General features: G+C 69.1%; 20 protein-coding genes. 6 read left to right on the forward strand and 14 right to left on the reverse strand.

Annotation, left to right across the window (positions count from 1 at the left end; translation table 11 throughout):
• Window positions 1-14: 14 nt before the first annotated feature.
• Together rloA2 and VV867_RS13325 are read right to left on the reverse strand one after the other, a co-directional pair.
• Window positions 15-554 (reverse strand): retropepsin-like aspartic peptidase RloA2, encoded by a 540-nt coding sequence (rloA2, locus tag VV867_RS13320; protein WP_109935139.1) that lies wholly within the window; start codon window positions 552-554, stop codon window positions 15-17.
• 76 nt (window positions 555-630) lie between these two features.
• On the reverse strand, window positions 631-1,878 hold the full coding sequence (locus VV867_RS13325) for an HD-GYP domain-containing protein (protein ID WP_109935138.1): 1,248 nt from the start codon (window positions 1,876-1,878) through the stop codon (window positions 631-633).
• Window positions 1,879-2,009: 131 nt separating this feature from the next.
• Between VV867_RS13325 and VV867_RS13330 the strand changes: the two genes are divergently transcribed.
• A complete protein-coding gene (locus VV867_RS13330; RefSeq protein ID WP_109935137.1) occupies window positions 2,010-2,897 on the forward strand; it encodes an acyltransferase in 888 nt (295 codons plus the stop codon).
• Window position 2,898: 1 nt separating this feature from the next.
• On the opposite strand, the gene VV867_RS13335 is transcribed toward VV867_RS13330, so the two are convergent.
• Together VV867_RS13335 and VV867_RS13340 are read right to left on the reverse strand one after the other, a co-directional pair.
• Window positions 2,899-3,441 (reverse strand): DUF2780 domain-containing protein, encoded by a 543-nt coding sequence (locus tag VV867_RS13335; protein WP_109935136.1) that lies wholly within the window; start codon window positions 3,439-3,441, stop codon window positions 2,899-2,901.
• A gap of 273 nt (window positions 3,442-3,714) precedes the next feature.
• Window positions 3,715-4,266, reverse strand: a complete 552-nt coding sequence (locus VV867_RS13340) for a DUF2780 domain-containing protein (protein ID WP_442965020.1) — start codon at window positions 4,264-4,266, stop codon at window positions 3,715-3,717.
• A 257-nt stretch (window positions 4,267-4,523) separates the two neighbouring features.
• On the opposite strand from VV867_RS13340, the gene mdtD reads away from it, so the two are divergent.
• Entirely contained in the window at window positions 4,524-5,957 is a 1,434-nt protein-coding gene (gene mdtD / locus VV867_RS13345; RefSeq protein ID WP_275627878.1) for a multidrug transporter subunit MdtD, read from the forward strand.
• 1 nt (window position 5,958) lies between these two features.
• Here the strand turns inward: mdtD and rloA3 are convergent, their stop codons facing one another.
• Window positions 5,959-6,453 (reverse strand): retropepsin-like aspartic peptidase RloA3, encoded by a 495-nt coding sequence (gene rloA3, locus VV867_RS13350; RefSeq protein ID WP_328566629.1) that lies wholly within the window; start codon window positions 6,451-6,453, stop codon window positions 5,959-5,961.
• Window positions 6,454-6,563: 110 nt separating this feature from the next.
• Entirely contained in the window at window positions 6,564-6,776 is a 213-nt protein-coding gene (locus tag VV867_RS13355) for a cold-shock protein (protein WP_009615451.1), read from the reverse strand.
• 335 nt (window positions 6,777-7,111) lie between these two features.
• Between VV867_RS13355 and dbpA the strand changes: the two genes are divergently transcribed.
• Both dbpA and yccS read left to right on the forward strand, forming a co-directional pair.
• Window positions 7,112-8,488 (forward strand): ATP-dependent RNA helicase DbpA, encoded by a 1,377-nt coding sequence (gene dbpA, locus VV867_RS13360; protein ID WP_275627880.1) that lies wholly within the window; start codon window positions 7,112-7,114, stop codon window positions 8,486-8,488.
• A gap of 601 nt (window positions 8,489-9,089) precedes the next feature.
• Window positions 9,090-11,285, forward strand: a complete 2,196-nt coding sequence (gene yccS / locus VV867_RS13365) for a YccS family putative transporter (protein WP_328566630.1) — start codon at window positions 9,090-9,092, stop codon at window positions 11,283-11,285.
• Window positions 11,286-11,292: 7 nt separating this feature from the next.
• On the opposite strand, the gene VV867_RS13370 is transcribed toward yccS, so the two are convergent.
• From VV867_RS13370 to rpmE, 8 genes are all read right to left on the reverse strand, one after another.
• Window positions 11,293-12,021, reverse strand: a complete 729-nt coding sequence (locus VV867_RS13370) for a substrate-binding periplasmic protein (RefSeq protein ID WP_328566631.1) — start codon at window positions 12,019-12,021, stop codon at window positions 11,293-11,295.
• A 47-nt stretch (window positions 12,022-12,068) separates the two neighbouring features.
• A complete protein-coding gene (locus VV867_RS13375; protein WP_328566632.1) occupies window positions 12,069-12,842 on the reverse strand; it encodes a phosphatase PAP2 family protein in 774 nt (257 codons plus the stop codon).
• Between the two features lie 93 nt (window positions 12,843-12,935).
• Window positions 12,936-13,703, reverse strand: coding sequence for a slipin family protein (locus VV867_RS13380; RefSeq protein ID WP_328566642.1), 768 nt, complete (start codon window positions 13,701-13,703; stop codon window positions 12,936-12,938).
• Window positions 13,700-15,049 (reverse strand): NfeD family protein, encoded by a 1,350-nt coding sequence (locus VV867_RS13385; RefSeq protein WP_109931879.1) that lies wholly within the window; start codon window positions 15,047-15,049, stop codon window positions 13,700-13,702. Before VV867_RS13385 ends, VV867_RS13380 begins: the two co-directional genes overlap by 4 nt.
• A 529-nt stretch (window positions 15,050-15,578) precedes the next feature.
• Window positions 15,579-16,847 carry a malic enzyme-like NAD(P)-binding protein gene (locus VV867_RS13390; RefSeq protein ID WP_089392898.1) on the reverse strand — a complete coding sequence of 423 codons (1,269 nt, stop codon included), beginning with the start codon at window positions 16,845-16,847 and terminating at the stop codon, window positions 15,579-15,581.
• 105 nt (window positions 16,848-16,952) lie between these two features.
• Window positions 16,953-18,404, reverse strand: coding sequence for a M48 family metalloprotease (locus VV867_RS13395; protein ID WP_442965021.1), 1,452 nt, complete (start codon window positions 18,402-18,404; stop codon window positions 16,953-16,955).
• Complete coding sequence (locus tag VV867_RS13400) at window positions 18,401-19,207, reverse strand: thermonuclease family protein (protein WP_328566633.1); 807 nt, start codon at window positions 19,205-19,207, stop codon at window positions 18,401-18,403. The genes VV867_RS13395 and VV867_RS13400 overlap by 4 nt, the downstream gene beginning before the upstream one ends.
• 23 nt (window positions 19,208-19,230) lie before the next feature.
• Window positions 19,231-19,446, reverse strand: a complete 216-nt coding sequence (gene rpmE, locus VV867_RS13405) for a 50S ribosomal protein L31 (protein ID WP_009615432.1) — start codon at window positions 19,444-19,446, stop codon at window positions 19,231-19,233.
• A 220-nt stretch (window positions 19,447-19,666) separates the two neighbouring features.
• Here rpmE and VV867_RS13410 point away from each other — a divergent pair, with 220 nt between their 5' ends.
• Window positions 19,667-21,886: a primosomal protein N' gene (locus tag VV867_RS13410; RefSeq protein WP_328566634.1), complete on the forward strand. Its 2,220-nt coding sequence runs from the start codon at window positions 19,667-19,669 to the stop codon at window positions 21,884-21,886.
• A 198-nt stretch (window positions 21,887-22,084) separates the two neighbouring features.
• Complete coding sequence (gene argS, locus VV867_RS13415) at window positions 22,085-23,824, forward strand: arginine--tRNA ligase (RefSeq protein ID WP_328566635.1); 1,740 nt, start codon at window positions 22,085-22,087, stop codon at window positions 23,822-23,824.

The following is a 23,824-nucleotide window of genomic DNA, read 5'->3' on the forward strand; positions in this document are numbered from 1 at the left end:
AGGCCCGCGCCCCGTCAATCGGCTTCGCGGCCACCCGCGCAGTTGGGCTTGCCGGCGGCGAAGCGCTCGCTGGCGTCCACCGCGGCGTGGAACTTGCGCAGGCCCTTGGCGCCCATCAGGAAGGGATAGTTGAAGCGGCTGCGGTCGGTGAGGTTGACCTCGATCACCTGCTGGTCGCCGCCCAGGCACACCGGCAGCAGGATCACCGGGCGCTCGCTGAGGCCGCCGGCGCGTTCCTCCTCGTCGTCCTCGCCGGCTTCGTCGGCGCGGTTCTTGATCTTGGAGATGCGCGCCAGCTTGTGCTCGTACTGCGAGTCGCCGCCGTCCTTGGTGGCCAGGCGGAAGCGCACCCACTGCTCGCCGTCGCGCTGGAACAGCTGGATGTCCTTGGCCGACAGCGACGAGGTGTAGGCGCCGGTGTCCATCTTGGCCTGCAGCGTCTGGCTCAGCTCGGGCAAGCCGACCCATTCGTAGCGCCCATAGAGCTTGGGCTCGGCGGCGAGGGCCAGGCCGGGCAGGACGAGCAGCGAAAGCAGGGCGGGAACGGGTTTCACGGGAATCTCCAGGGCAGTTCGGGATGCATGGCGCATAGGACTACCACGCCGGCCCGGGGTTCGCCAGCGGCCACCGTCAGCCGTCGAACAGCGAGCCGCGGCGGCGGTCCAGGCCGCTCCACAGCGTCTCCAGGTTGCGGAAGCCCCACTGCGCCGGTGACTCGCGGCCGACGATGCGCTCGCGGCCCTTGAGCTTCGCCAGGTCGAGCACTTCCTGGGGAATCGCCGCGCGCGTGCGGATCGAATAGAACACCTTGAGCACCGGGGTGAGCAGCGACTCGGGATGCTGCTCCAGCACCACCGCCAGGCGCTCGCTCTCCAGGCGCACCAGCGAGCCCACGGGGTAGATCCCCAGGCATTTGACGAAGGCGCGGAACACCTGCTCGTCCAGGTGCGTGCCGCACCACTGGCCCATGCGCCGGATCGACTCGGCGGGGTCCCAGCCGGCCTTGTAGGGGCGGTCGGAGGTGATGGCGTCGTAGATGTCGCAGACCGCGCCCATGCGCGCGAACAGGCTGATCTGCTCGCCGGCCAGGTGGTGCGGGTAGCCGCTGCCGTCGAGCTTCTCGTGGTGGTGCAGGCACACGTCCAGCACCAGGGCGCCGACCTGGCGGCCCTGGATGAGGATGTCCAGGCCGCGCCGCGGGTGCTCGCGGACCCGGGCGAACTCCTGCTCGTCCAGGCGCCCCGGCTTGTTCAGCAATTCCATGGGCACGTGCATCTTGCCGATGTCGTGCAGCAGCCCGGCCACGCCTGCCTCGCGCACCAGCGCCTCGTCCAGGCCGAGCTGGCGCGCCAGGGCGATCATCAGCGCGCAGACCGCCACCGAGTGCAGGTAGGTGTATTCGTCGGCGTTCTTCAGCCGCGCCAGGCTGATCAGCGCATTGGGGTGGCGCTGCACCGAGGCGGCGATCTGCTCCACCAGCTCCTGGGCGTGACCGGCGCTCACCGCCTTGCCCATGCGCGCGTCCTGGAACATTTCCATGACCGCGCGCTTGGACTGCACGCACAACCGGTGCGCCGCGCGCAGCTCGTCCTCCATGGCGCGCCAGGGCTTCTCCGGCGGCGCTGCGGGCGAAACGGGGGGCGGCGCCGTAGCAGGCTCCCCGGGGGCCAGTACGGGACGGGGCGAAAGGCCCTTGCCCGGGTCGATCAGCACCTCGAGCACGCCGCTCTCGCGCAGGCGCCTGAGGTCCTCGGGGTCGTCCAGCAGGAAACGCCGGCGCCAGAACGGGTGGTCCATCCATGAGCCGCACAGTTCGTGGAGGTACATACCGAGGGTCACGTCCCTGACCGGCAGGCGTACATAGAAGGAATCGGGCATGGCAGGCAATCGTCGGGGCAGTTACCCAGAGCATAGTGCTCCGGCGCACGTTGCGGCAGGGGGGTGGCTTGGGCTGGCCACGCCGCCTGCGTATCATGGCCGCGCCAACCGGAACAAGGAATCGCACCGCCATGTGGGCCACGCTGACCGGCATAGTCACCACCCTCCTGCTGCTGCTCAACACCCTGATCCTGATCGGCCCGATGCTGCTGATCGCCCTGCTCAAGCTGCTGCTGCCGGGCAAGGCGCTCAAGGACGCCTGCTCCAACGGCGTGATGTGGATCGCCGAGACCTGGGCGGAGATCGACAAGGCCATCTTCGCCCTGATGACGCCCACCGTCTGGGACATCCGTGGCGGCGACCAGCTGCGCCGCGACACCTCCTACCTGGTGGTGAGCAACCACCAGTCCTGGGTCGACATCCCCGCACTGGTCCAGGCCTTCAACCGCAAGACGCCCTACTTCAAGTTCTTCCTGAAGAAGGAGCTGATCTGGGTGCCCTTCCTCGGCCTGGCCTTCTGGGCCCTGGACTACCCCTTCATGAAGCGCTACTCCAAGGCCTTCCTGGAAAAGAACCCGCACCTGAAGGGCAAGGACCTGGAGATCACCAAGGCCGCCTGCGAGAAGTTCAAGGGCATGCCGGTGACCGTGGTGAACTACCTGGAAGGCACCCGCTTCACCCCGGCCAAGCAGGCCCAGCAGCAGTCGCCGTACCAGAACCTGCTCAAGCCCAAGGCCGGCGGCGTGGCCTTCGTGCTGGCCGCCCTGGGCGAGCAGCTGGACGCCATGCTCGACGTCACCGTGGTCTACCCAAAGGGTCCCAAGCCGGGCTTCTGGGACCTGCTCAGCGGCAAGGTGCCGCGGGTGATAGTCGATATCCGCACCCTCGGGATCGACCCTGCGCTGTGGCAGGGCGACTACGAGAACGATGCGGAATTCCGCCAGTACGTGCAGGCCTGGGTGTCGCGCCTGTGGGAAGAAAAGGACGCACGCATCGACGCGTTGCGCGCCGAGTTCTGAGCTAGACCGCTTTGCCGGCCACGGCGGTGGCTGGGGCTGCAGGCAGCGGGGTGCTTTCCCAGAGCTTGCCGAGGGTGCCCAGCAACTGGCTGTTCAGCCCCTGCTTGACCAGGTAGTCGAGCATCACCGTGGCGAACTGGTCGACCATGCCCTCGCTCATGCCCAGCACGTTGAACACCTGGTCGACGTCCTGCAGGTTCTGGATGCCGCCGAGCAACTGCCCGGCGCCGCCCAGCAGGGCGCCGATGCCGCCGCCGAGGGTGCCCGAGGACAGCTGGTCCAGCCCCGGCAGGCTCTTCTGCAGCTGCGAGCCCTGGCTGTCGTCGAGGCGGTTCATGGCCAGGCCGATCAGCGCGCCGGCGCCACCGATGGCCTGCTCGTCGCTGATGTTCAGGCGCTGGCCGAGGGTTTCCACCAGGCCGTTGGCGGCCGTTGCCGCGGCACCGGACTCGGCGCTGGGGATTTCCTCGAAGGTCTCGGCGGCGGCCGGGAAGGCCGCCAGCCAGGCGCAGGCGGCGAGGATGGGAAGGGCTCGGGCGATCATCGGGGGCTCCGCGGCAGACAGGTCCCGCCTCGGCATGGGCGGTCAGCGGATTTGACTGACAGCCGTGCCCTTCGTTCCGGACGCCCCTACGTTGTTTGCAGAACGCGCCGAAGTGCTTTCGTAGGAGCGAGCTTGCTCGCGAATGAGCCCCGCGGCGGAATCTGTTCGCGAGCAAGCTCGCTCCTACGAGAAGCCGTGCCACCGGTATGGTAGGAGCGGGCCCTGCCCGCGATTCGCGCGCAGGGCGCGCTCCTACAGTAAACGTCGCGGCGCTTAGCCGCCCACACCCCACAGGCTACCCAGGCTGCCCAGCAGGTCGCTGCTCACGCCCTGCTTGCCGAAGTAGTCCAGCAGCACGCCGGCGAACTTGCCGGTCATGCCCTGGTCCATGCCCAGGGTGCTGAAGGCGCTGTTCACGTCGCCCATGCTGTTGACGTTGCCCAGCAGGCCCTTGGCGCCGGTGCCGCCGAGGTTGCCCAGGGTCCCGCCGAGGCCGCCCAGGGCGTTGGCGCCGCTGAGCTTGTCCAGCCCCGGCACGCTCTGGATCAGCTGCGAATAGTCGCCGCCGCTGAGCTTGTTCTTGGCCAGGCCGAGCAGCGCGCCAGTGCCGCCGATGGCCTGTTCGTCGCTGACGCCCAGCTGCCCGGTGAGGGCGCCGAGCAGGCCGCTGGTCTGCGGGGTGGAAGCCACCTGGCCCGGGTTGCCGCCCTCGGCCACGCCGGACACCGCCTTGGCGGCGTCGCCAAGGTTGAAGGCGAAGGCGGAACTGGCGGCGAGCAGCGCCGCGGCGGCGCAGGTGACACGGAATCTGACGGTCATCGACATCTCCTGATGCAGTGGCGTGCGACGCCGAAGGTGCGCCGCACGCTGGTTGGACTGGCGCCGGGTGCCATTGTTCCGCCACCGCGGCGCAATCTTGCGCCCCTTCCGGCATGCCCGCGGGGCGCCGCGAAAGCCCCTTCAGGTCTAGCACAGGGCCGCCGCCGCGCCAGCGCGGCCGAACAGCGCAAAGGCTCTGGCGCGCCCCTCGCGCAGCACTGCCCTCCCCGCCTATGCTTGCGGGAGCCGAACAAGGACCCATCATGAGCGAGCCCTTCATCCTCACCCCGCGCATCGCCCGCATCCTCCCCTGGCTGGTGGCCGTCGCCTTCTTCATGCAGGCGCTGGACGGCACCATCCTCAACACCGCGCTGCCGAGCATGGCCCGTTCGCTGGACGAGGACCCGCTGCGCATGCAGGGGGTGGTCATCGCCTACCTGCTCACCGTGGCCCTGCTGATTCCCGCCTCCGGCTGGATCGCCGACCGCTTCGGCACGCGCCGGGTGTTCATCTTCGCCATCTTCCTGTTCAGCCTCGGCTCGCTGTTCTGCGCGCTCTCGCCAAGCCTCGGGGTGCTGATCATCGCCCGCGTGGTGCAGGGCCTGGGCGGCGCGCTGATGATGCCGGTGGGGCGCCTGGTGATCCTGCGCGTGTACCCGCGCAGCGACCTGGTGCGGGTGCTCAGCTTCGTCACCATCCCCGGCCTGCTCGGCCCGCTGACCGGCCCGACCCTGGGCGGCTGGCTGGTGGAGTACGCCAGCTGGCACTGGATCTTCCTCATCAACATCCCGGTCGGGCTGCTGGGCATCGTCTTCGCCATCCGCCTCATGCCCGACCTGCGCGGCGCCGCGCTCAGCCGCTTCGACGGCCCCGGCTTCCTGCTCTTCGGCGGCGCCATGGTGCTGATCACCATCGCCCTGGAAGGCCTGGGCGAGCTGCACATGCCCCACGTGCGGGTGGTGATGCTGCTGATCGGCGGCCTGGTCCTGCTCGCCGCCTACTGGCTGCGCGCCCTGAACGTCGAGGCGCCGCTGTTCCCGCCCAGCCTGTTCAAGACGCGCACCTTCGCCGTGGGCGTGCTGGGCAACCTGTTCGCCCGCCTGGGCAGCGGCTCGCTGCCGTTCCTCACGCCCCTGCTGCTACAGGTCGGCCTGGGCTTCGCGCCGGCCAAGGCGGGCATGACCATGATCCCGCTGGCCGCCATGGCCATGGTCGTCAAGCCGCTGGCCAAGGGCATCCTCGACCTGTTCGGCTACCGCCGCCTGCTGGTCGGCAACACCCTGCTGCTGGGCGCGCTGATCGCAGGCCTGGGGCTGATCGACCAGGACACCCCGTACCCCTGGCTGCTGATCCACCTGGGGCTGCTCGGCGGGGTCAACTCGCTGCAGTTCACGGCGATGAACACCCTGACGCTGATCGACCTGCGCGACGACAACGCCAGCGCCGGCAACAGCCTGCTGTCGGTGGTGATGCAACTGTCCATCGGCCTCGGCGTGGCCTGCGCGGCCGCGCTGCTGGGCGGCTTCAAGAGCGATGTCGAGATCAACGCCGGCGACGTGCTCGGCGCCTTCCACGCGACCTACCTGAGCGTGGGGCTGATGTCGATGGCGGCGGCGGCGATCTTCTTCCAGCTGGCCCGCGACGACGGCCGCTCGGCCCAGGCGCCGCGGCGCCTGGAGCCCGACGACGGGCATTGAGTCAGGGCTTGCAGGTGGGCGGCGTGGTCAGCGTCTTCGACACGTCCACCGCACCCAGGTGCTCCAGGCTGCGCCGGCCCAGCAGCACCGGGTAGTCGCTGCCCTCGCGGTCGGTGAGGGCGAACTGCTCGCGGTAGACCTTGTCGCCCAGGCACAGGTCCATGCTCACCACCGGGCGATGCTCGATGCCGTTGGCGCCGCGGACCTTGAGGGTGCGCTCGATGGGCCGCTCGAAGGGCAGGCGCTGCACCTGGCCGCTCGCCACGTCCTTGACCAGGATGTCGTACTGCACCCAGCGCTGCTCGTTCTTCCTGATCCGCACCAGGTTGCGCGCGTCCATCACCGAGGTCTGCACGCCGGTGTCCAGGCGCACCTTGAGCAGCACGCTCTCCGGCATCAGCCTGGCCTGCTCGACCCAGCCCCAGGTGGCCGGCTGCGCGGCGAACAGCGAGGGGCAGGAGAAGGCCAGCAACAGGCCGGCGAGGCGCAGCTTCATGGATCGGGCTCCGGGGTCGGGGGCAATGGCAGTACAGATCGGTTATGCCAATCAGGCAACAAAAAACCCCGGATGTTTCCATCCGGGGTTTTCGGCGACGCCAGGGAATCTTAGTTGATTACCTGAACGCGCTCGGCTTGCATGCCTTTCTGGCCTTGCACGACTTCGAAGCTGACCTTCTGGCCTTCGGCCAGGGTCTTGAAGCCGTGGCCTTCGATGGCGCGGAAGTGAACGAATACGTCCGGGCCGCTCTCAGGGGTGATGAAGCCGTAGCCTTTGGTCTCGTTGAACCATTTGACGGTGCCGTTCTGACGATTCGACATGGTGTTCTCCTTGGAACGTAGATGTAGAAATAGCCACAAAAGAGTGGCAGGAACTGAGTTGCAAGGAGTTACAAGGAGTCGAGCAGGACGGGGTGGAATAACCGACCGCATCAGGTCACGATCGACGGCGACCCATGCAAACACAGTGGAGGCACTCTACGATAAAAATCTGCGGAAAGCGAATCTGTATAAAAATACACTATCCAACCGCCCGTCCGTTTCAGACGAATGGTGACCGAGGCCAGTGACTTCGCGGGTTTTGGCGGTTTCTCCAGGGTCCCGTGGCACCGCTGCTGCTACACTGCGCGCCCACACGCCTGTCGGGTTTTTCCTTCGTGACCTCCACCGCCTTCTCCAGCCTGCCCCTCTCCGCCGACCTGCTCGCCAACCTCGAGGCCCTCGGCTACGCCGAGATGACACCGATCCAGGCCGCCAGCCTACCAGTCATCCTCAAGGGCCGCGACCTGATCGCCCAGGCCAAGACCGGCAGCGGCAAGACCGCGGCCTTCGGCATCGGCCTGCTCAGCCCGCTGAACCCGCGCTACTTCGGCTGCCAGGCGCTGGTGCTGTGCCCGACCCGCGAGCTGGCCGACCAGGTGGCCAAGGAAATCCGCCGCCTGGCCCGCGCCGCCGACAACGTCAAGGTGCTCACCCTCTGCGGCGGCGTGCCCTTCGGCCCGCAGATCGGCTCCCTGGAGCACGGCGCCCACGTGGTAGTCGGCACCCCGGGGCGGGTGCAGGAACACCTGCGCCGCGGCTCCCTGGTGCTCGACGGGCTGAACACCCTGGTGCTGGACGAGGCCGACCGCATGCTCGACATGGGCTTCTACGACAGCATCGCCGACATCATCGGCCAGCTCCCGGCGCGCCGGCAGAGCCTGCTGTTCTCGGCCACCTACCCGGCCGGCATCGAGCAGCTGGCGGCGAAGTTCCTGCGCCAGCCCGAGCGCGTGGAAGTCGAGGCGCTGCACGACGACAGCCAGATCGAACAGCACTTCTACGAAATCGACCCGCGCCAGCGCATGGACGCCGTGGTGCGCCTGCTGCAGCACTTCCGCCCGCAATCCGCCGTGGCCTTCTGCCACACCCGCCAGCAGTGCGTGGAGCTGGCGCAGGCGCTGGATGCGCAGAAGATTTCTGCCCTGGCCCTGCACGGCGACCTGGAACAGCGCGAGCGCGACCAGGTGCTGGCGATGTTCGCCAACCGCAGCTGCAGCGTGCTGGTGGCCACCGACGTGGCCGCCCGCGGCCTGGACATCGAGGGCCTGGAGGCGGTGATCAACGTCGAGCTGAGCCGTGACGCCCAGGTCCACGTGCACCGCATCGGCCGCAGCGGCCGCGCCGGCGAGAAGGGCCTGGCGCTGTCCCTGGTGGCCCCGGCCGAGGCCTCCCGCGCCCAGGCCATCGAAGACCTGCAGGGCGCCCCGCTGAACTGGGAGCGCATCGACTTCCTGCGCGCCAACCCCGCGCCCCTGCTGCCGCCGATGACCACCCTGAACATCGCCGGCGGACGCAAGGACAAGCTGCGCCCCGGCGACATCCTCGGCGCCCTCACCGGCGAGGCCGGCCTGCCCGGCAGCGCGGTGGGCAAGATCGCCATCTTCGACTTCCAGGCCTACGTGGCGGTGCAGCGCGACCAGGCCAAGGCGGCGCTCAAGCGCCTGCAGGAAGGCAAGATCAAGGGCCGCTCGTTCAAGGTGCGGATTCTCTGAGGAGCAAGGGGGCCCAGCTCTTGCTCGCGAACGGCACCATCCGGAGATTCCGCAGGGCGCCGCACCCCGCCGGCTGGCTGCATGGCCCTTCGTTCTGCCCAACGGTCCCCTCTTCCGCTTGCGAGGGAAGGTTAGGGAGGGGGTGCGGCGTCAAGCCATGCTCCGGAGCGTCGTCGAAGTCCGTAACCCTCTCCCCAGCCCTCTCCCTGAAGGGAGAGGGGGCTTGTCCGTGCCGAGAGGAGGAATGGTTTCATCCGGTAGTCTCTGTGCTTGCCGGCTAACGCCGAAATACCCGAGCACTACGAACGGCCCCTCTCCCGTCAGGGAGAGAGGGCTTGTCCGTGCCGAGAGGAGGAATGGTTTCAGCCGGACATCACCGTGCTTGCCGGCTAACTCCAGAACACCCGACTCTGCCCAACGGTCCCCTCTCCCTTCAGGGAGAGGGTTAGGGAGAGGGCGCTCTTCGGGGCAGACACCATTCGCGAGCAAGAACTAGGCGTCCCCCTCGCTCCTACGAAACGCTTCCCACCCGCGACCGATAGCCGCGCGCCAGGCGATCCGCTAGTCTCAGCGCAGAGACACTCGGAAGTCCCCGACGCGCATGCTTTCCTCCCCGTTGTTCGAGTCCCTGCGGCGCCTGTGGGCGCTGGACAAGTTCGCCTACAGCCTGCGGGTGACCATCGCCCTGGCCGGCGCCATGGCCGCCTGCCTGCTGCTGGGCCGCACCGAGCTGGTGATCCCGCTGTTCCTGGGCATCATCGCCAGCGCCCTGGCCGAGACCGACGACCACTGGCTGGGCCGCCTGCAGGCGCTACTGGTGACCCTGGTGTGCTTCCTCATCGCCGCGCTGGCGGTGGAGCTGCTGTTCCCCTACCCCTGGCTGTTCGTCGGCGGCCTGGCCCTGTCGGCCTTCGGCATGACGCTGCTGGGCGCGCTGGGCGAGCGCTATGCGGCCATCGCCTCGGCCACGCTGATCCTGTCCATCTACACCATGATCGGCGTCGACCAGCGCGGCGGCGCCCCCGGCGACCTGTGGCAGGAGCCGCTGCTGCTGGTGGCCGGCGCGGCCTGGTACGGCGCGCTCTCGGTGCTGTGGAACGCGCTCTTCGCCAACCAGCCGGTGCAGCAGGTGCTGGCCCGCGCCTACTTCGAGCTGGGCGAGTACCTGAAGATCAAGTCGACGCTGTTCGAGCCGCTGCGCCAGCTCGACGTCGAGGGCCGGCGCCTGGCCCTGGCGCGGCAGAACGGCCGCCTGGTGGTGACCCTCAACCAGGCCAAGGAGACCATCCTCAGCCGCCTCAGCCACGGCCGCCCGGGGCCCAAGCTGAGCCGCTACCTGAAGCTCTACTTCATCGCCCAGGACGTCCACGAGCGCGCCAGCTCCTCGCACTACCCCTACAACCGCCTGGCCGAGGCCTTCTTCCACAGCGACGTGCTGTTCCGCTGCCAGCGCCTGCTCAACCAGCAGGGCAAGGCCTGCCAGGCGCTGTCGCGGGCCATCCGCCTGCGCCAGCGCTTCGACTACGACGACAGCGAGCAGGCCCTGGCCGACCTGCAGGCCTCGCTGGAATACCTGCGCCAGCAGGGCAACCCGGCCTGGCGCTCGCTGCTGCGCTCGCTCGGCGCCCTGGCCGCCAACCTCGCCAGCCTGGACCAGAAGCTCAGCGGCGCGAGCAACCCCGACGCCCTCGCCGAGGAACAGGACAGCGCCCTGCTGGACCGCTCGCCGCGCTCGCTGCGCGACGCCTTCGAACGCATCCGCCAGCAGCTCACGCCCACCTCGCTGCTGTTCCGCCACGCCCTGCGCCTGGGCCTGACGCTGACCGCCGGCTATGGGGTGCTGCACCTGATCCACCCGACCCAGGGCTACTGGATCCTGCTGACCACGGTGTTCGTCTGCCAGCCCAACTACGGCGCCACGCGCATCCGCCTGGTGCAGCGGATCCTCGGCACCCTGGTCGGCCTGGTGGCCGGCTGGGCGCTGATCGACCTGTTCCCCAGCCCGCTGGTGCAGTCGCTGCTGGCGGTGGTCGCCGGGGTGGCCTTCTTCGCCACCCGCAGCACCCGCTACACCCTGGCCACCGCGGCCATCACCCTGCTGGTGCTGCTGTGCTTCAACCAGGTGGGCAACGGCTACGGGCTGATCCTGCCGCGCCTGTTCGACACCCTGCTGGGGGCCTTCATCGCCGGCCTGGCGGTGTTCCTCATCCTCCCCGACTGGCAGGGCCGGCGCCTGCACAGCCTGGTCGGCGGCACCCTGGCCTGCAACGCCCGCTACCTGCGCGAGGTCATGCAGCAGTACGCCAGCGGCAAGCGCGACGACCTGGCCTACCGCACCGCCCGGCGCAACGCCCACAACGCCGACGCCACCCTCTCCACCACGCTGTCGAACATGCTTCTGGAGCCGGGCCACTTCCGCAAGGACGCCGAGCTGGGCTTCCGCTTCCTGGTGCTCTCGCACACCCTGCTCAGCTACCTCTCGGCCCTGGGCGCGCACCGCGACCGCCTGCCGGAGTCGCCGGCCAACGCGCTGATCGACGAGGCGGCCGCGCAGCTCACCGCCAGCCTCGACGACATCGCCGCCAGCCTCGCCCAGCGCCGCCCGGTGGCCATCCACAGCGACGCCGAGGAAGACCTGGCCAAGCGCCTGGAACAGGTGCCCGAAGAGCTGGAAGACCCACAGCGCCTGGTGCAGACCCAGCTGGCGCTGATCTGCCGCGAGCTGGCGCCGCTGCGCAGCCTGGCCGCGCACCTGCTGAAGAAGGAAATCGGCGCCGAGCAGGAAGCGGCCGCCTGAGCCCGGCTCAGGGCCCGCGCAGGCTCATGAAGGCATCGTAGCTGCCGTCCTCGCGCATCAGCCGCAGTTCACGATTGAAGTCCTCGACTATCTGCGCATGGCGCGGGTTGGCGCGGCTGACCAGGACGTGCAGCGGGTTCTCCGCCAGCGGCTGGGGCAGGAACTCCAGCTTGTCGCGCTCGGCCCTGAGGTCGTGCTCGAGGATGTAGCGGGCGGTCCACTCGTCCTCCAGGGTCAGCTCGACACGCCCGGCCACCACCATCATCGCGGCGTTGGGGAAGGACAGCACCGGCACCTTGTTCAGCCGGCGATCCTCGTTGAACTCCGGGGTGTAGCTGTAGCCGCGGACCACGGCGATGCGGAAGGGATAGAGGTCGGCCAGGCGGTCGAAGACGATGGGCGAGCCCTTGCGCTTGAGAAAACGCAGGCGGTTCACCAGGTAGGGCTCGGAATACTGCCCGAAGGCTTCGCGCTCGGCGCTGTACCAGGAGTCCACCAGCACGTCGTACTCGCCGTTGCGCACCCCGTGCAGGGCGCGCGGCCAGGGCACCTCGGCGTAGTGGATGGCGTAGCCGGCGCGGGTCAGCGCGGTGCTGACGAAATGCACCGCCAGGCCGCGGCCGGGCATCTGCGCGTCGGCGTAGGGCGGCCAGCGGTCGGCGACCAGGTTCAGCGGCTCCTCGGCCTGGGCGCAGAGCGGCAGGAGCAGGGCGATCAGCAGGGCACGCAGCAGCATGGCTCTCCTTGCAAGGCCCGCGCCCCGCTGCTGGCGAGCGGGCGGACTCAGAACAGCATCGCCGCGCGTAGGCTCATCCCTCCACCCGCTTCAGGCAGGACACCGAAGGAATAGGCACTACCTGGCGACCCCTCAAGGAACAGATTGTAGGTGAAGTTGGCGGCGAGGTTGCCCACCGCCATGCCCACCAAAGTATCGGTCGGGTAGTGCTTGGAGCCTTCCACCCGGGCCAGGGCGGTCAGCCCGTCCACCGTGTAGAGCCCGGCCTTGGCGGTGAAGCGCAGGGTCGGGTCCATGTCGATGTAGTCCAGGTTGCGCCGGGTGAAGCTGTTGTGCACGGCGGTCACGGCCGTGTGCTTGGAGGGGAAGGAGTCGTCGGGAATGCCGTCGGGGCGGTCGCGCCCGGACACCTCCTTCCACTCCTCCACCAGGCCGGTCACGGCGTAGCGGTCGGTGGCCAGCAGCGCCAGGTTGCGCCCGCGCCAGCTCCACTTCTCCTCCCCCTCGCTGCCCCTGGGCGCGGCCACCAGGCCGGTGACCACGCTCAGCGCGGTGCTGGCGTTGAGCATGTGGTCGGCGGCGGAGTTGGCGTCGCCGCCGAACAGCCATTCGTGGTTGGCCGCGGACTTCTGCCACTTGTGGTCCCAGTTGCCGGCGGCGATCACCGCGGCGCCGGCCACCGGCGCCCAGGTGCCGGGGTCGAGCACGGCGCGCTGGGCGGAGTCGCCGATGCGCGACCAGCTCATCTGGGGAGCGCCGGCGCAACCGGCGACGAGGGCGGATGACAGCAGGGTCAGGGCCGCGAGGGTACGGTAGCTCATGGTTTCCCCCGTAACCCGTCCGTAAGGGGACGGTAACGAATTTTCAGAAAACCTAGAGGGTAGACGCCTCAGCCCTATCCGACCTGCCTTCAGTCAACTCTTAGTCTGTCCGTTTGTTTCGAGCAGCCCCTTGAGCAGGTCGATGGGCATCGGGAAGACGATGGTGGAGTTCTTGTCGCCGGCGATGCTGCCCAGCGTCTGCATGTAGCGCAGCTGCATGGCGCCGGGCTGGCGGGCCAGCATCTCGGCGGCCTGCATCAGCTTCTCCGAGGCCTGCAGCTCGCCCTCGGCGTGGATCACCTTGGCCCGCCGCTCGCGCTCGGCCTCGGCCTGGCGGGCGATGGCGCGGACCATGGACTCGTTGAGGTCGACGTGCTTGATCTCGACGTTGGCCACCTTGATGCCCCAGGCATCGGTCTGCGCATCCAGCACCTTCTGGATGTCGACGTTCAGGCGCTCGCGCTCGGCCAGCATCTCGTCCAGCTCGTGCTTGCCGAGCACCGCGCGCAGCGTGGTCTGGGCCAGTTGGCTGGTGGCGGCGAGGAAGTTCTCCACCTGGATGATGGCCTTCTGCGGGTCGAGCACGCGGAAGTACACCACCGCGTTGACCTTCACCGAGACGTTGTCGCGGGAGATCACGTCCTGCGGCGGCACGTCGAGCACCACGGTGCGCAGGTCGACGCGGACCATCTGCTGCACCACCGGGATCACCAGCACCAGGCCGGGGCCCTTGACCTTCCAGAAGCGGCCGAGCTGGAACACCACCCCGCGCTCGTATTCGCGCAGGATGCGCAGGGCGCTGGCCACCAGCATCAGCAGCAGGACCAGTGCCACCAGCAGTCCGAAGGGAATACCCATCAGTCACCTCCCGATTCGTCGTCGGCCGCCACCTCCAGGCGCAGGCCGTCGCGCGCCAGCACCTTCACCCGCTGGCCGGCGCGCAGGGTCCGGGCGCAGCGGACCTGCCACTGTTCGCCCTGCAGTTGTACCCAGCCGGCGTGGGCATCCTCGTCGGCCACCGCATCCACGGTCGCCAGGCTGCCCACCAGGCCAGCCGCGCCGCTGACCACCTGGCGTCGCCGGCTCTTCAGCGCCACGCCCAGCACCCCGGCGATGAACAGCGCGCTCACCGTGGCCACGCCGAGGATCAGCCCCAGGGGAATGCCGAAGCCCGGCGCCTCGGTGTCCAGCAGGATCAGCCCACCGATCACGAACGCGGCGATGCCGCCGATGCCCAGGCTGCCATAGCTGGGTACGAAGGCCTCGGCGGCCATGAAGGCCAGGCCGAGGACGATCAGCGCCACCCCCGCGTAGTTCACCGGCAGCAGCTGCATGGCGTAGAGCCCGAGCAGCAGGCAGATGCCGCCGAGCACGCCGGGCAGCGCAAGGCCCGGGTTGGCGAATTCGAAGATCAGCCCGTACACGCCGATCATCAGCAACAGCAGCGCCACGCTGGGGTCGGTGATCACCGCCAGCAGGCGGGTGCGCCAGTCGGCCTGGTGTTCGACCCAGGCGAGGCCGGCGCTGTGGAGGGTCACCGCCTGCCCCGCCACCTGCACCTTGCGCCCGTCGATGGCGCGCAGCAACTGGTCGAGGTCGCCGGCCTGGAGCTCGACCACCTTCTGCTTCACGGCTTCCTCGGCGGACAGGCTGACCGCCTCGCGCACCGCGCGCTCGGCCCATTCGGCGTTGCGCCCGCGCAACTGCGCCAGGCCGCGGATGTAGGCCGCCGCATCGTTGATCTGCTTGCGCTTGAGGGTGTCTTCCTCGCGCGGGGCCTGCTTGCCATCCTTGCCCTGCGGCGTATCCGGCGTGGAGGGTGCTCCGCCGATCTGCACCGGGGTGGCGGCGCCCAGGTTGGTACCCGGGGCCATGGCGGCGAGGTGGCAGGCGTAGAGGATGTAGGTACCGGCGCTGGCCGCCCGCGCGCCACCGGGGGCGACGTAGCCGACCACGGGAATGGGGCTGGTGAGGATCGCCTTGACGATGTCGCGCATGGCGCTGTCCAGCCCGCCCGGGGTGTCCAGGCGCAGCACCACCAGCGGCGCCCCCTCGTCCGCGGCACGCTGCAGGCCGCGCACCAGGTAGTCGGAAGTCGCCGGGCCGATGGCCCCGTCCACCGTCAGCACCACCGCCGGCGGGGCCGCCAGCGCCCCGGCCGCGAACAGCAGCAGGCAGAAAGCGCAGCGGCGAATCAGCGTGGACATGGCACGCCTCCCCGGCCAGGGTCGAAGCGGCGCCGCGGCGAGTGAAGTAACGGCGCCTTCCTACAGCATAGCCCCCTGGCCCGCGGTGCCCGTGGCAGGCTGTTGCAGGGTGTTTTGCTGGAGAACTCCTAGCCGGCTTCTCGTAGGAGCGAGCTTGCTCGCGAAGGGGCCCCCCGGTGATTCCGCTGCCTTGGCTTGGCTCCGCTCCCTCTCCCTAACCCTCGGCTGCGCGCCCCGCCCTGAAGGGAGAGGGGACCGTTCGGAGTGCGCTGATGTTTCGGCGTTAGCCGGCTAGCACAGGGACTACCGGCTGAAACCAAGCCTTCTCTCGGCACGGACTAGCCCCCTCTCCCTTCAGGGAGAGAGCTGGGGAGAGGGTACGGAGGTCAGCCCGACTACATGGCTGCCGGCCTGCACCCTTCGCGAGCAAGCTCGCTCCTACAAGAGCCCAGAAACGAAAACGCCGTTTCCCCCTCACGGAAGAAACGGCGCTTTTGCCTTCGGCCTCAGGCCGAAGAGAGCGGCCCGGTCAGCCCTTGAACACGTCTTCCACCGACTGCAGCGGATAGTGTTTCGGGTACGGCAGGGTAGCCACACCGCTCTCGATGGCGGCCTTGGCCACTGCATCGGAGACCACGGTGATCAGGCGCTTGTCCATGGGTTTCGGGATGATGTACTCACGGCCGAATTCCAGGGAGGACACGCCGTAGGCCTCGCACACGTCCTTGGGCACCGGCTCCTTGGCCAGGTCGCGCAGGGCCAGGGCGGCGGCGATCTTCATCTCTTCGTTGATGCGGGTGGCGCGCACGTCCAGGGCACCGCGGAAGATGAAGGGGAAGCCCAGCACGTTGTTCACCTGGTTCGGGTAGTCCGAACGGCCGGTGGCCATGATCACGTCGTTGCGGGTGGCGTGGGCCAGTTCCGGCTTGATCTCCGGGTCCGGGTTGGAGCAGGCGAACACGATCGGGTTCGGCGCCATGCGCTTGAGGCCTTCGGCGCTCAGCAGGTTGGCGCCGGACAGGCCGACGAACACGTCGGCGCCGTCGAGGGCGTCGTCCAGGGTGCGCTTGTCGGTCTCGGTGGCGAACACCGCCTTGTACTGGTTCAGGTCGCTGCGGCCGGCGTGGATCACGCCCTGGCGGTCGATCATGTAGATGTTCTCGACCTTGGCGCCCATGCTCACCAGCAGCTTCATGCAGGAAATGGCGGCGGCGCCGGCGCCCAGGCAGACGATCTTCGCGCTTTCCAGGTTCTTGCCGGCGATTTCCAGGGCGTTGAGCATGCCGGCGGCGGTGACGATGGCGGTGCCGTGCTGGTCATCGTGGAACACCGGGATGTCGCACTGCTCGATCAGCGCGCGCTCGATCTCGAAGCACTCCGGCGCCTTGATGTCTTCCAGGTTGATGCCGCCGAAGGTGATGGAGATGCGCTTGACGGTGTCGATGAAGGCCTGCGGGCTCTCGGCGTCGACCTCGATGTCGAACACGTCGATGCCGGCGAAGCGCTTGAACAGCACGCCCTTGCCTTCCATGACCGGCTTGGAGGCCAGCGGGCCGAGGTTGCCCAGGCCGAGGATGGCGGTGCCGTCGGAGATCACCGCGACCAGGTTGCCCTTGCCGGTGTACCTGTAGGCCAGTTCGGCGTCACGGGCGATCTCGCGGACCGGCTCGGCCACGCCCGGGCTGTAGGCCAGCGACAGGTCGCGGGCGGTGACGGTCGGCTTGGTCAGCTCGACGCTGAGTTTCCCAGGGCGGGGTTGCGCGTGATATTCGAGGGCAGCGGTCTTGAGATCAGACATTTTTGGCACTTCCGCTTTATTGCTTTGTTGGACAGACGGGCGACCGAGCATACGCGGGAAGAAAGCGCCTGCCAAGATAGCTTCAGGGCTGTGGTGTCAATGCTGCTAACGCACGATTTTCAACCATTCCCCGGGTTTTGGCTGACCAGTTGGATACAAATCGTTGAGCAATCGTATACGAGAAATCGCGTCAGATTCCGGCTCGTTTCCGCCCTTTGCCAGCTGTTCCAGGCCTTGCCCGGCCTTCACCTGGACCAGTTGCAGGCGCCGCGGCTCGGCCAGTTTCCGTTCGTCGGCGCGCAGCGGGCGGAAACTGCGGATCACCGAGAGGAACTCGGCGTCGCGGCTTTCCAGCGAGGCGCGGCCTTTGACCACACCCACGAACAGGTAGGCGCCCTGGTCCTTGTAGATCACCGCCACGCGCCGCGCGGGCGAACCGGGGATCACCGCGGCGGCGCCCTTCAGGCCGGCCTGGTTCAGTTCCTGCTCGTCGGCCAGGCGGCCGCCGGCGCCCTTGCGCAGGTAGTCCAGCGGGCTCAGCTGGCCATCGCGCGGCACCAGTTTCATGCCGATGTAGGCCTGCTGGTCCTCGGGGTAGCCGATCAGCGCGGTGGGCTGATTGAGCATGCCCCAGCCGGTGGGATAGCTGAGGGTGAAGCCCAGTTCGCCGTGGTAGAAGCTTTGCCCGCGGCGGATGCCGGACTCGGCGGAATCGCCGAAGGGCATGCCGTCGATGGCCTTCAGGTAGCGGTCGCGGCCGACCTCCTGCTGCCCGCCGGCCAGGGCCTGGGCCGGGCCCAGCACCTCCTGCAGGCGCCGGTCGTTGTCCGGGTGGGTGTCGAACAGGCCGTGGTAGCCCACCGGCTGCACCGCCTCGCCCTTGGCCTGGGCGACCTGGCGGGCGTAGTCCTCCTGGTTCTTCAGCACCCGCACCACCTGGATCATCGCCTTGGGGTCGTAGCCGGCGCGGGCCAGGTACTTGGCACCCAGGCCGTCGGCCTGCAGCTCCATGTCGCGGCCGTAGCCGCGCACCACGGCGGTGCCCAGGACGTTGGTCAGGTCGCCGGCGGCGCTGACCCCGGTGCCGATGGCCACGGCCGCGCCGAGCACGTTCCAGGCACTGGCCTGGCTCTGCTGGCGCACGCTGTGACGGGCGGTGACGTGGCCGATCTCGTGGCCCAGCACCGCGGCCAGCTCGGCTTCGGAATTCAGGTAGGCCATCAGCCCGCGGTGGATGTAGATGTAGCCGCCGGGCAGGGCGAAGGCGTTGATGTCGGGGCTGTCGACCACGGTGAAATGGTACTGCAGGGTGGGCCGGTCGCCGACCCGGGCGACGCGCTCGCCCACCTGCTGCACGTAGGCCTGGAGCTTCTCGTCGGCGTAGCGCGGGTACTGCTTGGCCGCCTCCTGGCTGGCCTGGCGGCCGAGGGCCAGCTCGTCCTGCTCGCTCATGGTGACGAAGTCGGTCTCGCCGGTGGCGGGGTTGACCGCGCAGCCGCCCAGCACGCCGCTTAGCGTGAACAGGCAGGTCAGCAACAGCATCCTTGTCGGGGTCATGGCAGCAGCTCCAGCATGGCCGGGTCGGTGATGGGCAGCATCCAGCGTGCCTGCCCCGGTTTTACTGCGCCCCGTGCGGCGCGGTCAATCACCCAGCCGCGCGCCTCCAGGGTGCGGCCCGGCAGGGCGTCGAGGGTGCGCCTGTCGAAGGCCTTGACCAGCTGCGGCGCGATGCGCAGCACCAGCGGGCCGTCCATCTCCAGCCACAGCCCGCCGCGGTTGCGCTGCACCTGGGCGACGCGCCCGCGGACGATGGCGAAGCCGCTCTGCCGCAGGGCCTGGGCCTCCTGCACCGGCGGGCGCTTCCACAGCCCGCGGCCGGCCTTGCGGGCCTGGCGCTCGGCGGCCTGCTGGCAGGCGGTCAGCTCGGTGTTGGGCGCCACCGCCACCAGGTAGCCCAGGCCCTCGGCCAGCAGTTGCGCCTCTATGTTGTCGCCCTGGCGGTCGTAGAGGTGCGCCAGGGTGCGACCGTAATGGTCCTTGGCCTGGCGTCCGAGCTGCAACCCTAATTCGCCGTCGTTGGCCGCCACCAGGGCCCGCAGGCGCTGCCGCGCGGCCTCGGCGAAGGGCTCGGCGCTGCGCCCGCGGTGGGCCAGCTCCGGGGCGTTGACGCCGATCAGGCGCACGTTGCGGCCATCTGCCAGCCTCAGGGTGTCGCCATCCACCACCCGCTGCACGCGGACCATGGAGGCACTACCGGGCGCCGGGCAGGTGGCCGCCTGCGCCTGCGCGCCCAGGCAAACCGCGAGCACAAAAAAGGCGCCCCGCAGGGGCGCCTTTTTCAGCAGATCGGGAAAGGCCATCGAGGCTTTTCCGGAAATCGCTCTTACTTCTTGCCACCGAACATGGCGAAGCGCTGGTTGAAGCGATCGATACGGCCGCCGGTGTCCACGACCTTCTGCTTGCCGGTGTAGAACGGGTGGCACTCGGAGCAGACGTCCAGGTGGATGCCTTTGCACAGGGTCGAACGGGTCTTGATCACGTTGCCGCAGCTGCAGGTGGCTTCGATTTCTTCGTACGCGGGATGGATTTCCGGTTTCATGATGTCTTCCTCTGGTTGGTGTGCCGCCACCCAGTCTCTGGCAGAAGCCGAGCCACGGCCTTCGAGGACCGCGGGCGGGATCTTTTACCGGGCACCGCACGCAAATTAAGGGCGTGGATCATACCAGAGACTTTCGCCAGCGCAAGTCGGGCCGCCGACCGACCGTCGCCGCGCCCCGTGCTAAGATCGCCGCCTCACGACGCCCCGGAAAGCCCACAGCGTGCCATCACCCAGCATCCTGCGCCTCGCCCTGCCCTCGCCGCTGCGCCGCCTGTTCGACTACCTGCCGCCGCGCGGGGTGGACCCCCGGCACCTGCAGCCCGGCGTGCGCCTGCGCGTGCCCTTCGGCCGCCGCGAGATCGTCGGCGTGCTGGTGGAACTGGCGGACACCTCGGAAGTGCCCGAGGACAAGCTGCGCCCGGCGCTGGCCGTGCTCGACCGCGAGCCGCCGATGCCGGCGCACCTGCTGGAACTGTGCCGCTGGACCGCGCAGTACTACCAGCACAGCCTGGGCGACACCCTGTCCTGGGCGCTGCCCAACCTGCTGCGCCAGGGCGAGCCGGCCGAGGCGCGGGTGCAGCGCTTCTGGCTCGCCGCCCCCGGCGCGCGCCTCGACGACCCGCGCCTGGCCCGCGCGCCACGCCAGCGCCAGGCCCTGCAGACGCTGCAGCAGCACCCCCACGGCGTGCTCCACGAACTGCTCGGCCAGCTGGACATCAACAAGGACAGCCTCGACCTGCTGGTGGAAAAGGGCCTGGCCACCCAGGAAAGCCGCCGCCACGTGCCGGCGGAGCACCACGGCGGCTGGCTGGCCCAGGCCGAGCTGCCGCTCAACGCCGAGCAGCGCGCCGCCTGCGAAGCGGTGCGCGCCGGCTTCGGCGCCTTCCACAGCTACCTGCTGGCCGGCGTCACCGGCAGCGGCAAGACCGAGGTCTACCTGCAGCTGATCCACCAGGTGCTGGAGGCCGGCAAGCAGGCGCTGGTGCTGATCCCGGAGATCAACCTCGGCCCGCAGACCCTCAGCCGCTTCGAGCGCCGCTTCAACGCGCGCATCGCCCTGCTGCACTCGGCGCTGACCGACCGCGAGCGCCTGGACGCCTGGCTGGCGGCCCGCGACGGCGAGGCGGACATCGTCATCGGCACCCGCTCGGCGCTGTTCACCCCGCTGAAGAACCCGGGGCTGATCATCATCGACGAGGAGCACGACGCCTCCTATAAACAGCAGGAAGGCCTGCGCTACCACGCCCGCGACCTGGCCCTGGTGCGCGCGCGCCTGGAGAAGGTGCCGATCCTGCTCGGCTCGGCCACGCCCTCGCTGGAAAGCCTGCACAACGCCGCCAGCGGCCGCTACGGCCTGTTGCGCCTGACGCAGCGCGCCGGCGGCGCCCAGGCGCCGAAGTTCCAGCGCCTGGACGTGAAGAGCCTGCCGCTGGACGCCGGGCTGTCGATGCCGCTGCAACGGGCCATCGGCGAGACCCTCGGCGCCGGCCAGCAGGTGCTGGTGTACCTGAACCGCCGCGGCTTCGCCCCCACCCTGCTGTGCCACGACTGCGGCTGGATCAGCCAGTGCCCGCGCTGCGACGCGCGCATGACGCTGCACCAGGGCTCCGGCGAGCTGCGCTGCCACCACTGCGACCACCGCGAGCGCCCGCCGCGCCAGTGCCCCAAGTGCAACCAGCTGGACCTGCGCCCGGTCGGCGCCGGCACCGAGCGCGCCGAGGAGCGCCTGCGCATCCTCTTCCCCGACTACCCGGTGCTGCGCATCGACCGCGACAGCACCTCGCGCAAGCACGCCATGCGCGACCTGTTCGCCACCATCAACAAGGGCGAGCCGTGCATCCTGGTGGGCACCCAGATGCTCGCCAAGGGCCACCACTTCCCGCGGGTGACCCTGGTGGCCATCCTCGACGCCGACGGCGGGCTGTTCTCCGCCGACTTCCGCGCCAGCGAGCGCATGGCCCAGCAGATCGTCCAGGTCGCCGGCCGCGCCGGGCGCGCCGAGGAGCCCGGGCGGGTGCTGATCCAGACGCACCTGGCCGACCACCCGCTGCTGGTGCAGCTCACCGAGCAGGGCTACTTCGCCTTCGCCGACCAGGCCCTGGCCGAACGCCGCGCCGCCGGCCTGCCGCCCTTCTGCCACCTGGCCCTGCTGCGCGCCGAGGCGCACAAGCCGGGCCAGGCCGAAGGCTTCCTCGAAGAAGCCTGCGCCGAGGCCGAGCGCCTGCAGGCGCAACTGGGCAGCGAGGTCGAGCTGCTCGGCCCGGTGCCGGCGCCCATGGAACGCCGAGCCGGCCGCTTCCGCGCCCAGCTGCTGCTGATGAGCAGCGCCCGCGTGCCGCTGCACCGCCTGCTGTCGTGCTGGCTGCCGATCCTCGAGACCATGCCCGGCGGGCGCCAGGTGCGCTGGTCGCTGGACGTCGACCCGATCGATTTATTTTAGAAAGCGGCTGCAGGCTGCAAGCGACAGGCTGCAAGCGAAAAGCGCGTGGGCATGGCGGAAATCAAGGCCCGGAAGGGCTTTTGCTTGTAGCTTGCTGCTTGAAGCTTGCCGCTGCGCCCCCCGGGCGCCGATAATGCGCGGTTCTGAGCCAGATATGCGGTCGCCGCCCCGAGTTGCGCGCGAGCACGGAGAAAAGCCATGAAAGACACCATCCGCCAGCTGATCCAGCACGCCCTCGCCAGCCTCGTCGAGGACGGTACCCTGCCGGCCGGGCTGACCCCGGACATCCAGGTCGAGACCACCAAGGACCGCAGCCACGGCGACTACGCCAGCAACATCGCCATGATGCTGGCCAAGCCCGCCGGCATGAAGCCGCGCGACCTGGCCGCCAAGCTGGTCGCCGCGCTGCCGGCCAACCCGCAGGTGGCCAGGGTGGAGATCGCCGGCCCCGGCTTCCTCAACTTCTTCCAGGACCAGGCCTGGCTGGCCGCCAGCCTCGACGCCGCCCTGCGCGACGACCACCTGGGCGTGCGCAAGGCCGGCCCGGCGCAGCGCGTGGCCGTCGACCTGTCCTCGCCGAACCTGGCCAAGGAGATGCACGTCGGCCACCTGCGCTCGACCATCATCGGCGACGCCGTGGCCCGCGTGCTGGAGTTCCTCGGCGACACCGTGATCCGCCAGAACCACGTCGGCGACTGGGGCACCCAGTTCGGCATGCTGCTGGCCTACCTGGAAGAGCAGCCGGTGGACGCCCAGGCCGAGCTGCATGACCTGGAAGTCTTCTACCGCGCCGCCAAGAAGCGCTTCGACGAGTCAGCCGAGTTCGCCGACCGCGCCCGCGAGCTGGTGGTCAGGCTGCAGGCCGGCGACGCCGAGTGCCTGCGCCTGTGGACGCGCTTCAACGAAATCTCCCTGTCGCACTGCCAGAAGGTCTACGACCAGCTCGGCGTGAAGCTGACCATGGCCGACGTCAAGGGCGAGAGCGCCTACAACGACGACCTCGCCAACGTGGTCGACGCGCTCAAGGCCAAGGGCCTGCTGACCGAGGACGACGGCGCCCTGTGCGTGTTCCTCGACGAGTTCAGGAACGCCGAGGGCAACCCGCTGCCGGTGATCGTGCAGAAGGCCGGCGGCGGCTACCTGTACGCCACCACCGACCTGGCCGCCATGCGCTACCGCCACAAGGTGCTGCACTGCGACCGCGTGCTGTACTTCGTCGACCAGCGCCAGGCCCTGCACTTCCAGCAGGTGTTCGAGGTGGCCCGCCGCGCTGGCTTCGTCCCGGCCAGCATGGACCTGGAGCACATGGGCTTCGGCACCATGAACGGCGCCGACGGCAAGCCCTTCAAGACCCGCGACGGCGGCACCGTGAAGCTGATCGACCTGCTCGACGAAGCCGAAGAGCGCGCCTACACCCTGGTCAAGGCCAAGAACCCCGAGCTGGGCGACGACGAGCTGCGCCACATCGCCCATGCCGTAGGCATCGGCGCGGTGAAGTACGCCGACCTGTCCAAGCACCGCACCAGCGACTACAGCTTCAACTTCGAGCAGATGCTCAGCTTCGAGGGCAATACCGCGCCCTACCTGCTCTACGCGTACACCCGCGTGGCCAGCATCTTCCGCAAGCTGGGCAAGGGCTATGACGAAGTCGGCGGCCAGATCGTCCTGGAAGCCCCGCAGGAACAGGCCCTGGCCGCGCAGCTGGCGCAGTTCGGCGACCTGCTCAACAATGTGGCGCTCAAGGGCGTGCCGCACATCCTCTGCGCCTACCTGTACGAACTGGCCGGGCTGTTCTCCAGCTTCTACGAGCACTGCCCGATCCTCGCCGCACAGACCCCGGAGCAGCAGGAAAGCCGCCTGAAACTGGCCGCACTGACGGGCCGCACCCTCAAGCAGGGCCTGGAGTTGCTGGGCCTGGAAACCCTGGAACGCATGTAA

The organism is Pseudomonas sp. JH-2 (genome assembly GCF_036231725.1).
Taxonomy (GTDB): domain Bacteria; phylum Pseudomonadota; class Gammaproteobacteria; order Pseudomonadales; family Pseudomonadaceae; genus Pseudomonas; species Pseudomonas delhiensis.